Source organism: Limnohabitans sp. 63ED37-2, from assembly GCF_001412535.1.
In the GTDB taxonomy this organism is placed as follows: Bacteria; Pseudomonadota; Gammaproteobacteria; order Burkholderiales; family Burkholderiaceae_C; genus Limnohabitans_A.
Genome location: NZ_CP011774.1, coordinates 1,229,998 through 1,242,371 on the forward strand (window position 1 = coordinate 1,229,998; position 12,374 = coordinate 1,242,371).

8 protein-coding genes are annotated in these 12,374 nt (G+C 59.0%); 4 read left to right on the forward strand and 4 right to left on the reverse strand.

Translation table 11 applies throughout. From position 1 onward, the window contains the following. Positions 1-22: 22 nt before the first annotated feature. Positions 23-2,521 carry a PAS domain S-box protein gene (locus tag L63ED372_RS05945; protein WP_062404302.1) on the reverse strand — a complete coding sequence of 833 codons (2,499 nt, stop codon included), beginning with the start codon at positions 2,519-2,521 and terminating at the stop codon, positions 23-25. A 177-nt stretch (positions 2,522-2,698) separates the two neighbouring features. Between L63ED372_RS05945 and aceE the strand changes: the two genes are divergently transcribed. The 3 genes from aceE to lpdA are packed head-to-tail and all read left to right on the forward strand — an operon-like array spanning position 2,699 to position 8,923. Next, positions 2,699-5,419 carry a pyruvate dehydrogenase (acetyl-transferring), homodimeric type gene (gene aceE, locus L63ED372_RS05950; protein ID WP_062404305.1) on the forward strand — a complete coding sequence of 907 codons (2,721 nt, stop codon included), beginning with the start codon at positions 2,699-2,701 and terminating at the stop codon, positions 5,417-5,419. 15 nt (positions 5,420-5,434) lie between these two features. After that, positions 5,435-7,084, forward strand: a complete 1,650-nt coding sequence (gene aceF / locus L63ED372_RS05955; RefSeq protein ID WP_062404307.1) for a dihydrolipoyllysine-residue acetyltransferase — start codon at positions 5,435-5,437, stop codon at positions 7,082-7,084. A gap of 9 nt (positions 7,085-7,093) precedes the next feature. After that, positions 7,094-8,923: a dihydrolipoyl dehydrogenase gene (lpdA, locus tag L63ED372_RS05960; RefSeq protein WP_062404309.1), complete on the forward strand. Its 1,830-nt coding sequence runs from the start codon at positions 7,094-7,096 to the stop codon at positions 8,921-8,923. 73 nt (positions 8,924-8,996) lie between these two features. On the opposite strand, the gene L63ED372_RS05965 is transcribed toward lpdA, so the two are convergent. Both L63ED372_RS05965 and L63ED372_RS05970 read right to left on the reverse strand, forming a co-directional pair. Beyond that, a complete protein-coding gene (locus L63ED372_RS05965) occupies positions 8,997-9,509 on the reverse strand; it encodes an SRPBCC family protein (RefSeq protein WP_062404311.1) in 513 nt (170 codons plus the stop codon). Next, positions 9,506-10,120: a hypothetical protein gene (locus tag L63ED372_RS05970; RefSeq protein WP_156343563.1), complete on the reverse strand. Its 615-nt coding sequence runs from the start codon at positions 10,118-10,120 to the stop codon at positions 9,506-9,508. Before L63ED372_RS05970 ends, L63ED372_RS05965 begins: the two co-directional genes overlap by 4 nt. Positions 10,121-10,170: 50 nt before the next feature. Here L63ED372_RS05970 and L63ED372_RS05975 point away from each other — a divergent pair, with 50 nt between their 5' ends. Beyond that, the gene (locus L63ED372_RS05975) at positions 10,171-11,334 is read left to right on the forward strand and encodes an MFS transporter (protein ID WP_062404315.1); all 1,164 of its coding nucleotides are present in this window, start codon (positions 10,171-10,173) and stop codon (positions 11,332-11,334) included. Here L63ED372_RS05975 and L63ED372_RS05980 read toward each other — a convergent pair. Further along, positions 11,264-12,229, reverse strand: a complete 966-nt coding sequence (locus tag L63ED372_RS05980; RefSeq protein ID WP_231624576.1) for a hypothetical protein — start codon at positions 12,227-12,229, stop codon at positions 11,264-11,266. The two genes, L63ED372_RS05975 and L63ED372_RS05980, sit on opposite strands and share 71 nt — an antisense overlap. Positions 12,230-12,374 lie beyond the last annotated feature (145 nt).

Consider the following 12,374-nt stretch of genomic DNA (forward strand, 5'->3'; position numbering starts at 1 on the left):
ACCCCAGTGGGTTGTAGTGTGGTCAATGGGATTCGACCGGTATCCAGAAAGAGAATCGACATCCTGTCACCTCGCCCGAATTGTAGAGGTTCTCGGAAGTGATCCGGCCACGGTGGGATTCGATGATGCTGCGGCACAAATTCAGGCCAATGCCCATGCCTTCCACCTTGGTCGAGAAAAAGGCTTCGAAAACGCGTTCTGTGTCCTGCTCCGGTAAACCCTGCCCGGTGTCGGTCACCGAAAACTCGACCACCGCTTGCTGGTCAATTTGTTTGGGCACGATGCGCAATTCGACCTGACGCTGACCCGCCGGGCGCTGGGCGTTGTCAATCGATTCAGCGGCGTTTTTCATCAGATTGATCAGCACCTGCTCGATCAGAATCGGGTCCACCATCAGCTGGGGCAGGCGAGCGGCCACATGGTGGGTCAGGCGCACATTGCGCCTGCGCATCTCGATTTCGGCCAATTCCAGAGATTCGCTGACCATGGCCGAGACGTCCGACAGGGTGCGGTTGGGTTCGCTGCGTTTGACGAAGCTGCGGATGCGCAAAATGATCTGGCCTGCCCGTTGGGCTTGGCGGGCGGTTTTGTCCAGCGCTGACAACAGTTCTTCTTCATTGACCTGTTTGGACTGGATGCGAGAAATCATGCCGCTGCAGTAATTGCTGATCGCGGTCAGGGGTTGGTTAAGTTCGTGGGCCACGCTCGAGGCCATTTCACCCATGGTGATCAAGCGGCTGGCCGTCTGTGCACGTTCGGCTTGTTGGTCAGCCAATTCTTCGGCCTGGCGGCGTGGGGTGATGTCGCTGGCAATCACCATTTGCGCCAATCGACCGTCGGCCCAATTGATGTAGCGCGAGCGCACTTCCAGCCATTTGCCCAATTCGGGAACAAAGATTTCGGCGTTTTCCGAGCTGGCGACCGTCAGGCTCTCGGTGGGCAGGCCTGCCATATCGTCCACATCATCGGAGGCCTTTTCACCGCTGTAGGCCCCGGCTTGCTGGACCAAACGCAAATGGCCTTCGGTGTTTTGGCCAAACCACAAGCGGTAGAGTTTGTTGGCAAACAGCAGCTCCTGGCTGCCCAATGGGGCTACCGAGACCGAGGCGTCCAAGGCTTCCAGCACGATGGTGAAGCGCTCATGCGAGTTGGCCAGCTGCTCTCGAATTCGGTTGGGCTCGGTGATGTCGGTCATCGAGGTCATCCATCCGGTTTGTTTGCCCGTGGCATCGACCAGAGGGGAAACGTACATGCGTGCATCGAACAATTGGCCGTTTTTGCGTTTGACGCGTACTTGGAAGCCGCCTGCCGAATGCTGGCCGCTGATCTCTTCCTCAAGGCGCTTCATCAGCAGCTCGCGGTCTTGATCGGGCCAATATGGGAATGGTGCCACCGCACCGACCAGGTCGATCTCGCTCCAGCCGGTCATTTGGCAAAAGGCGGGGTTCACATACGTGATGCGCCCACGCAAATCGAGTGCACGCATGCCGGTGAGCATGGAGTTTTCCATGGCACGGCGGAAATTGGTTTCGGCCACCAAGGCCTTTTGGGCCTGCAGTCGCCTGCGCGTGTGGCGCCAGTTGCCGATCAGCATCCAGGCGGTCATGGCACTGAGCACGCTGACCAGCCAGAACAGACCGCTGCCCACCAAACCTTGTGAGGTGCGCCAGGCCTGGGCCCGCAAGACCAGGTCATTGCCCACGGGCGAGACGGGTACCTCGTAATCGTTGTTGCGCCGGTCGATGCCCGGCAGCAGCCGCCAAAGGGAGATGCGCTCGGGGATGACCTGGCCCGCCAGCAAGCGGCTGCTGCCGTTTTGCAAGGCCACGGCATATTTGGCCAGCACCTCGGTCGGGATGCCGTAGCGCAGCAGGCCCTCGATGCTGTATTCGGCCAGGATGACGCCGCTGAAACGGCCTTGGTCGTTGGTCAGCGGGGTGTGCAGCTGCAGCACCGACATTTGGGTGTCGCGGTCCGCTTCGGCATCAAGCTGGCCATAAATAGGCTGCATCAGGTCGCGGGCCAGGCTGAAGTGGCTCTCGGTTTCACCGATTTTCAGCACCGTGCCCGCCCGCAGTTGCTGGCTGGGCGCGATGCTGGAAATGCTCTGATTGGCGATGATGCGGCGGCGGTCATCGATCCAGGTCAGGGACAAAAATTCCGGGTATTGCTGAACCAGTGCTTCGGCCCGAGACAAAAACTGGTCGGTTCGGATTTCCTTGTTGGACACATCCCGCGCTAAGCGCATGACCTGCTCCTGGCGCTCGAGCAAACGCAGGCGAAGGCGCTGCTGGGCATATTCCACATCGCGTTTGATGGCTTCTTGTTCGCGCTCGATCTCTTCAACCCGCAAATACCAGAATGCACTGGCGATGGCGGCCAAAAACAGCACCACCGCAGCCACGGGGGCCAAGTTGGCGAAACGGTCTTGTCGGTTGGGCGACTGGCTGCGCCACCACGACAGCCACCAGGCCCATGGACCGACTTTGGTCACCACCGATGCTGCTTTGTTCAATTCCATGCGCAGGAGTTTAGAGGACAAGCTGTGTCGTCTTGCTTGGCATGCAATTCATCTGAAGATCATCCGCTCATTGACAATTTCACAATACAAAATCATTGCGCACTATTTGAAATTTTAAGCAAATCATGGGAAAATTCAGGCATCATTGACCCACAACATCCACTTCAGGAGACAAGCATGACAGCGGCAACACCACAACAACCGGGCCGTGACCTGGACAGTCAGGAAACCCGTGAATGGATGGACGCCCTGTCCGCCGTGATCGACAAAGAAGGTCCGGAGCGTGCGCATTTTTTGCTGGAACAACTGCTTGAAGAAGCCCGCCAGCACAGCATTGATTTGCCGTTTTCGGCCACCACCGGCTATGTGAACAGCATCGAGCCCAACGAAGAGGCCCGTTGCCCCGGCAACATTGAAATTGAAGAGCGACTGCGTGCCTATATGCGCTGGAACGCGATGGCCATGGTGGTCAAGGCCAACCGCCACAACCCCGCTGACGGCGGTGATTTGGGTGGCCACATCGGCTCATTTGCCTCGCTGGCGCACATGTTTGGTGCTGGTTTTAACCATTTCTGGCACGCCGAAAACGAAAACCATGGCGGTGACTGCCTCTACATCCAGGGCCACGTGTCGCCCGGTGTTTACGCCCGCGCCTACCTGGAAGGCCGCCTGACCGAAGAGCAGTTGCTCAACTTCCGACAAGAGGTGGACGGCAATGGTCTGTCGAGCTACCCACACCCCAAGCTCATGCCCGAGTTCTGGCAGTTCCCCACGGTGTCGATGGGTTTGGGCCCATTGATGGCGATCTACCAGGCCCGCTTTTTGAAGTACTTGCACGCCCGTGGCATTGCCAACACCGAAAACCGCAAGGTCTGGGTGTTCTGCGGTGACGGCGAGATGGACGAGGTCGAATCGCTGGGTGCGATCGGCTTGGCCGCTCGCGAGAACTTGGACAACCTGATTTTTGTTGTCAACTGCAACCTGCAGCGCCTCGATGGCCCGGTGCGCGGCAATGGCAAGATCATCCAGGAACTCGAAGGTGAGTTCCGCGGCTCCGGCTGGAACGTCATCAAGCTGCTCTGGGGCAGCGAGTGGGACAGCCTGCTGGCCCGCGACAAGGATGGCGCCCTGCGCAAGCTGATGATGGACACGCTGGACGGCGACTACCAAGCTTTCAAAGCCAATGACGGCGCTTATGTGCGCAAACATTTCTTTGGCCGCGACCCCCGCACGCTGGAGATGGTGGCGCACCTGTCCGACAACGACATCTGGAACCTCAAACGCGGTGGCCACGACCCGCAAAAGGTCTATGCCGCCTACCACAAGGCCGTGAACCACAAGGGCCAGCCCACGGTGCTGCTCATTAAGACAGTCAAAGGTTTTGGCATGGGCAAAGCGGGCGAGGGCAAGAACACCGTCCACCAGACCAAGAAGCTGACGGACGATGACATCAAGTACATGCGCGACCGCTTCAACATCCCGATCCCGGACAGCGAGTTGGCAAAGATCCCGTTTTACAAGCCTGCTGAAGACACGCCCGAGATGCGCTACCTGCACGAGCGCCGCCAGGCCTTGGGTGGCTACCTGCCCAAACGCCGTGCCAAGGCCGAAGAGAGCTTCACCGTGCCCTCGCTCGACACCTTCAAGGCCGTGCTGGAGCCCACTGCCGAAGGCCGTGAGATCTCCACCACCCAGGCTTATGTGCGTTTCTTGACCCAGTTGCTGCGCGACCAGGCCCTGGGCCCACGCGTGGTGCCGATTTTGGTGGACGAGGCCCGTACGTTTGGTATGGAAGGTTTGTTCCGCCAGGTCGGTATTTACAACCCTGCGGGTCAGCAGTACACCCCGGTCGACAAAGACCAGGTCATGTACTACAAGGAAGACAAAGCGGGCCAGATCCTGCAAGAAGGCATCAACGAAGCCGGCGGCATGTCGAGCTGGATCGCTGCGGCCACCAGCTACTCCACAAGCAACCGCATCATGGTGCCGTTCTACGTGTACTACTCGATGTTCGGCTTCCAGCGCATTGGCGACTTGGCCTGGGCGGCGGGTGACATGCAGGCTCGCGGCTTCTTGCTCGGCGGCACATCGGGACGCACCACGCTCAACGGCGAAGGCTTGCAGCACGAAGACGGTCACAGCCACATCATGGCCAACACCATCCCGAACTGCGTGTCTTATGACCCGACCTTCGCCCACGAAGTCGGCGTCATCCTGCACCACGGTTTGAAGCGCATGGTCGAGAAGCAAGACAACGTCTTCTATTACCTGACACTGCTGAACGAAAACTACGCCATGCCAGGCCTGACCCCCGGCACCGAAGAGCAGATCATCAAGGGCATGTATTTGTGCAAGCCAGGCGCCGTGCTACCGAAGGGCACCTCCGATGCCGGTGACAAGCGCGTGCAACTGCTGGGTTCGGGCACCATCCTGCGCGAATCGATTGCTGCGCAAACCCTGCTGGCCACCGACTGGGGCATTCAGGCCGATGTGTGGAGCTGCCCCAGCTTCAACGAACTGACACGCGACGGCCAAGACGCTGAGCGCCACAACATGCTGCACCCCATGGAGACACCACGCGTGTCGTTCGTGGGCCAGCAGCTGGCTCAGCACAACGGCCCCGTGGTCGCATCGACCGACTACATGAAGGCCTATGCCGAGCAGATCCGTCCTTTCATTCCGAAAGACCGCACCTACAAAGTGCTGGGCACCGACGGTTTTGGCCGCTCTGACTTCCGCAGCAAGCTGCGTGAACACTTCGAGGTCAACCGCCACTACATCGTGGTTGCGGCCCTGAAGGCGCTGAGCGAAGAGGGCAAAGTGCCTGTCGCGCAGGTGGCCGAAGCCATCCAAAAATACGGCATCAAAACCGACAAGATCAACCCGCTGTACGCATAAATTCGGGAGACACACATGGCATTGGTAGAAGTACAAGTCCCGGACATCGGGGATTTTGATGAAGTGACCGTCATTGAGTTGATGGTCAAAGTGGGCGACACCGTGAAAGCCGAGCAATCGCTGATCACCGTGGAGTCCGACAAAGCCTCGATGGAAATCCCGTCGAGCACGGCGGGCGTTGTGAAAGAAATGCGCGTGGCCTTGGGCGACAAGGTCAAACAAGGCTCCATCGTTTTGGTGGTCGAAGCCGCTGGTGCGGCTGCAGCCCCTGCGGCTAAAGCTGCGCCCGCTGCTGCCGTGGCTGCACCCGCACCCGTGGCTGCTCCTGTGGCTGTTGCGCCAGTTGCTGTGGCATCTGGCCCTATGCAAGTGTTTGTGCCCGACATCGGTGACTTCAAAGACGTGGCCGTCATCGAAGTCATGGTCAAGCCCGGCGACACCATCAAGGTGGAGCAATCGCTGATCACCGTCGAGTCTGACAAAGCCTCGATGGAAATCCCATCCTCGGCTGCGGGCGTGCTCAAAGAACTCAAAGTCAAAGTGGGCGACACCGTCAACATCGGTGACCTGCTGGCTGTGCTGGAAGGCACCGCTGCTGCACCTGCAGCGGCTGCTGTTGCAGCGGCACCTGTGGCCGTGGCTTCGGCTCCGGCGGCTGCACAAACGCCTGTGGCGGCCGCTGCCGCTGCAGTGGCGGCACCAGCCCATGCGCCCGGCGGTACCACAGTGGGCTTGCCCCACGCGTCGCCTTCGGTGCGCAAGTTCGCCCGCGAGCTGGGCGTGCCGCTCGACGAAGTCAAAGGCTCCGGCCTCAAAGGCCGCATCACGGCGGACGACATCCAAGCCTTCACCAAGGCTGTCATGTCGGGCGCTGCACAAACCAAGGCGCAAGCGGCCAAAGCGCCTGCGGCTTCGGGTGGTGATGGCGCAGCTTTGGGCCTGATCCCTTGGCCCAAGGTCGACTTTGCCAAGTTCGGCCCCATCGAGCGCAAAGAGATGGGCCGCATCAAGAAGATCAGCGGTGCCAACTTGCTGCGCAACGCCATCATGATTCCGGCAGTCACCAACCACGACGACGCCGACATCACCGACCTCGAAGCTTTCCGCGTCTCGACCAACAAAGAGAACGAGAAGAGCGGCGTGAAGGTCACGATGCTGGCCTTCTTGATCAAGGCTTGTGTGGCCGCGCTCAAGAAATACCCCGAGTTCAACAGCTCGCTGGACGGCGATGCGTTGGTCTACAAAAACTACTGGCACATCGGCTTTGCCGCTGACACGCCCAATGGTTTGATGGTCCCGGTCATCCGCGATTGCGACAAAAAAGGCGTGCTGCAAATCAGCCAGGAAATGGGCGAATTGGCCAAGAAAGCCCGTGACGGCAAACTCAGCCCCGCAGAAATGACCGGCGCAACTTTCACCATCTCCAGCCTCGGTGGCATTGGTGGCAAGTACTTCACGCCCATCATCAACGCGCCCGAAGTGGCCATCCTCGGTGTGTGCAAGAGCACCATGGAGCCAGTCTGGGACGGCAAGCAGTTTGTGCCCCGCCTGATGCTGCCTTTGTCGCTGACATGGGACCACCGTGTCATCGACGGCGCCGCAGCGGCACGCTTCAACGCGTTCCTGGGTCAAATCCTCAGCGACTTCCGTCGCGTGTTGCTCTAAGGACAGACCATGGCACTGATAGATATTCAAGTCCCCGACATCGGCGACTTCGACGAAGTCACGGTAATCGAGCTGATGGTCAAGGTGGGCGACACCGTCAAATCTGACCAAAGCCTGATCACCGTGGAGAGCGACAAGGCCTCCATGGAAATTCCTTGCAGCCACGGTGGTGTGGTGAAGGAACTCAAGGTCAAGCTCGGCGACAAGGTCAAGCAAGGCTCGGTGGTGTTGGTGCTGGAAGGCGAGGGCGCTGCGGCGGCCCCGGCTACCGCCACTGCTGCGCCAGCGGTTGCGCCTGCTGCTTCCGCGCCTGTGGCCGCAGCCCCTGCACCCTCAGCCTCATCCTTCGGCGGCTCTGCGGACATCGAGTGCGATGTGCTCGTCTTGGGCGGTGGCCCCGGCGGTTATTCGGCGGCTTTCCGTGCGGCGGATCTCGGCTTGAACGTCGTCATCGTCGAGCGCTACGCCACCTTGGGTGGCGTGTGTTTGAACGTGGGTTGCATCCCGTCCAAAGCCTTGCTGCACGTCGCAGCCGTCATGGACGAAGTCAGCCACATGACCGACCTCGGCGTGGACTTCGGCAAGCCGGTGGTCAACATCGACAAGCTGCGCGGCCACAAAGAAAAAGTCATCGGCAAACTCACTGGCGGCTTGGCGGCCATGGCCAAGATGCGCAAGGTCACCACCGTGCGTGGCTTGGGCCAATTTGTGGGAGCCAACCACCTTGAAGTGTCCGAGACCACCGGCACCGCGCAAGAACAAAACGGCAGTAAAAAAGTGATCGCCTTCAAACGCGCCATCATCGCTGCAGGCTCGCAAGCCGTGCGTTTGCCTTTCATGCCCAACGACCCACGCGTGGTCGACAGCACCGGCGCTTTGGAACTCAAAGAAGTGCCCAAGCGCATGCTGATTCTGGGCGGCGGCATCATCGGCCTAGAGATGGGCACGGTTTACAGCACGCTGGGCGCACGCCTGGATGTGGTGGAAATGATGGACGGCCTCATGCAAGGCGCTGACCGCGACTTGGTCAAGGTCTGGCAAAAGATGAACGCCAAGCGCTTTGACAACATCATGCTCAAGACCAAGACTGTGTCCGCACGCGCCTTGCCGGAAGGCATCGAAGTCACGTTCGAGAGCGCCGAACCCGGCGGCACAGCCCCCGCGCCGCAGGTGTACGACCTGGTCTTGCAAGCCGTGGGCCGCACGCCCAACGGCAAAAAACTCGCCGCTGAAAAAGCAGGCGTGTCGGTGACTGACCGCGGCTTCATCAACGTCGACATCCAAATGCGCACCAACGTGCCGCACATCTTCGCCATCGGCGACATCGTGGGCCAGCCCATGTTGGCGCACAAAGCGGTGCACGAAGCACACGTGGCGGCCGAAGTGATTGCCGGCGAACTGCAAGGCAACAAAGAGCTGGCTGCCGCTGCGTTCAACGCCCGCGTCATCCCAAGCGTGGCCTACACCGACCCCGAAGTGGCCTGGGTGGGCTTGACCGAAGACCAAGCCAGAGCGCAAGGCATCAAGGTGAAAAAGGGCTTGTTCCCTTGGACCGCCTCGGGCCGCGCCATCGCCAACGGCCGTGACGAAGGCGTAACCAAACTGCTGTTCGACGATTCACCCGAGGCCCACGGCCACGGCAAGATCTTGGGCGGCGGCATGGTGGGCACGCACGCAGGCGACATGATCGGCGAGATCGCTCTGGCGATTGAGATGGGCGCAGACGCTGTGGACATTGGCAAAACCATCCACCCACACCCCACGCTGGGCGAAAGCATCGGCATGGCGGCAGAGGTGGCGCATGGCTCTTGCACGGACTTGCCGCCAAGTAAGAAGTAATGCTGGGTAGCCGCAGATAGCGCGACATATTCAGTGACTGGCCGCGCAAAGCTCTTAGGGGCTGCGCGGCTTTTCATTTGTTTGAATTGACAGCACGTCTTTCTGCCTCGAAACACAATTCTTTCAAATAGCTGGCAGCAAATTCTTCCGGATTGAAGAATAGTTGTGAAAGAACTCGGCCCAAGGGGCTCTGTACTGTTACCTCTTCTGTTGCCGTAATCATGGTTCCGGTTGCGTTGTGTTCCTTGAACTCAGCCCTCCACTTGCCGTAGTACCCTTGGTTACTGACAAATGACATTGAAACAAAATCCTGGCTCGTGTCCAACAACTTGAATGTAATTTCCTCTCTCTGACTCTTCTTCTCAACCCAACTGGATGCCTCCCCCGTGCGCTGAATCGAAGCTATAGACGTGCGCCAACGTGGTTGCGATTCGACATCCAGTATCGTTGCAAGCAATACATGAGCTGGTGCTGTACAAGCATTAGTTGCTGTGCCAGATCGAACCGGTGCTAGGGTGTGGCCATAGAGGTAGACACCCAGGGTAATCGTGGCAAATGTTATGAGAGCGTAGAGGAGGAGTTTCATGCTCGGCCCGCTTTCGCTACCGAAAAGTCTTTTTCCAACTCCCGCTGCAAGGCGATCCAGGTTTGGTCAAAACTGAGTTTTTTGGACAAAGGGGTTCCTGGTTCCACGACGCGCCAAAACGGTGGCAAATCGGCCAGCGGGACATTTCTCTCGTTGTGTTCCTCCCAAGCGTACTCCGCAACAATTCGCAAGAATATGGAGGTCGAGACGGGGCAAGTGGCATCACAGGCTTGTGCCTGGGCAATTTTTTGTCGAAATTGCTGCAGAGATACCGTTTCACCTGGCCGAATTTTTCTGAGTTCATCGGCAATCTCCTGCGGGCTGGAGATGTGCAGTTTCGAGCCGCTTTTCACGCCCGCGAAGTCTTTTTCAAGAACAACATGGTGCGGTGGCTTGGTGGCCATTTTGTCTTTCCAAGTTTTTTTAGCTCTTGGCATGGTCATTGAATGAGAAGTGATGAAGTTTTGATTTTCTTCGCTCTGTTGAACAGTGCAAATAATGCTAGGGAAACCCCTTGTTTTTATGGAATTTCCCTGGTTCCACTGCTCAGTGCTTACACCGACCGCGAAGTGGCTTGGGTGGGCCTGTATGAAGACCAGAATCAGCGTCATGCGACTTTTACTTTCAGGTGCACGCTCTGACGCGGTTTACAGTCACGCCCATGAATTCCGTTCCCTGTCATGTGTTGCCTGTTTTGGTGCTGGCCCAATTTGCTGGCACTTCGCTGTGGTTTGCCGTCAATGCCGTCATGCCCGATTTGCAGCAAGCCTTTGGCTGGCCTGCCACTGCAGTGGGTAGCCTGACCTCTGCTTTGCAATGGGGTTTCATTGTGGGCACTTTGGTGTTTGCCTTGCTGGCTTTGGCGGATCGGTTTCGGGCCACACGGGTTTTCTTGTGTTGCGCGATGGCGGGCGCTGCCTGCACGATTGGGGCTTGGGCCATGGTGTCGGACTTCACGGCGCTGCTCTTTTGGCGCTTTGCGAGCGGGTTTTTCATGGCGGGCATTTACCCTGTCGGCATGAAGATCGCGTCGCAGTGGTACCGACAAGGACTGGGTTCGGCACTGGGTTATTTGTTAGGTGCCTTGGTGTTGGGATCGGCCAGTGCGCATGGTCTTCGGGCCGTTGCCGATGCACTGCCTTGGCCCAGCATCATGTTGGGCGTGGCCGCTTTGGCTGCGGCAGGTGGCTTGCTGATCCTCACATTGGGTGAGCCGCCGCACGCGCCTGTCCGCGTGAGCACCTTGCAGTGGCCAGCGATGGCCACGATGTGGACCGATGTCCGGGTGCGCAGCTCGGTCTTGGGTTATTTCGGTCACATGTGGGAGCTCTACACCCTGTGGGTCTTGGTCCCTCTGATTTTGAGTACCCGTTTGTCGGGCGCGGACCTGTCCTGGATGGCTTTTGCGGTTTTGGGCAGCGGTGCTTTGGGCTGCGTGCTGGGCGGCCATGCGGCACAGCGCTGGGGCAGTGCGCGGATCGCCGCTTTTTTCTTGGGGGGCAGTGGGCTGTGTTGCTTGTTGGCGCCGTGGTTGCTGCATGCCCCTGATGTCTTTTTCTACGCATGGATGTTGGTGTGGGGCATTAGCGTGGCGGGTGATTCGCCGCAGTTTTCGACGCTGACGGCTCGCAACGCGCCGCCTCAGGCCGTGGGCACGGTGCTCACGCTCACCAACTGCATCGGTTTTTCGATCAGCACATTGAGCATTTTGTTGTTCGTCACGCTGACCGATTGGCTGCCCTTGGGCTGGTTGCTCACAGGCTTGGCGTTGGGGCCAGCGCTGGGCTTGTGGGCTTTGCGTTTGTTGGTCCGAGAGCGGGCTTGAGGCTCTGGGCCAAGGCGCAGACCTCACCCGCTGGCCTGTCCGTAGGCTCATCGTCTTCCTCACTGCACAGTGCGGCCAATAACGCGTGATCTACGACCTCGCCTTTTAGCAACAACTCTTCGTTCGGCCAGCGCTTGACCAAATGGCCATTGGCCACGCCCCCTGTGTGGGGGGCTTGGTAGGCGCGGCGGTGTTGCATGGTCGCGCCGCTGTTGGCGTTGGCAATAAAGCGGCTTTCGCCCAAGGCCCAGGGCTCAAAGTAGGCATGGGCGGCGGCATCCACTTGGCGAAAGTAGCTGCGTGCACCTTCGGCGTTGAGTTTTTTGCGCACGGTGCGCGTGATCAGGCCTTGCAAGTGGTCAAGCGCTTCATCGTCCATCTGGCCGATGGCGTCCTGGCTCATGTCCATTTCAGTCAGAGCAGGCGTGGCGGCCAATTCGGCGGGCAGCACTTGAACCATGGCTTTGACCACATCACGGTGGGGTGCCACAGCAGTGGCCACACCTCGCGCCTGAGGTTGGATGGGGCAACGGATTTCAACAAAGCGCGGCTTGACAGGGCCTGTGCAGCCGTCGTGGTGGTAATACTCGCCTTGGCTGAGGCGCCCTTTGCTGGAGCGCCCGCGCACGTCGCGGTAGGTGGGGTGTTGGGTTTGAACATTCAGGCACACCACCAAACCCGTGGCATCGACCAGCTTGTAAAAGGCTTCACGCCATTCGGGCAAGAGCAGTTGCTCGTGCAGGTAGTCGCTGGGTTCGGTGTCTTCTTGACCCACTTCACCCTCAATCACCAGCACAAAGGGCCGGGGCCTGCGCACCCGCCATTGGCGGTTCGCAAAGTCCAACACCGAGCGGTCAGTGGCAGGGTGCACGTGTGGGATCAATGTGTGGGGCATTTGACAATTTTAGGGCTTCGACATGCAGGCTTGCATGGGAAATGCAGGTGACTGCACTCTGATGGCTGACGCTGTAAATTCCAGCGTGTATCTTCTAATGGTTTAAAAAATAACACGCTTTTGTCCTTTTGAAGTGGCACCCCCA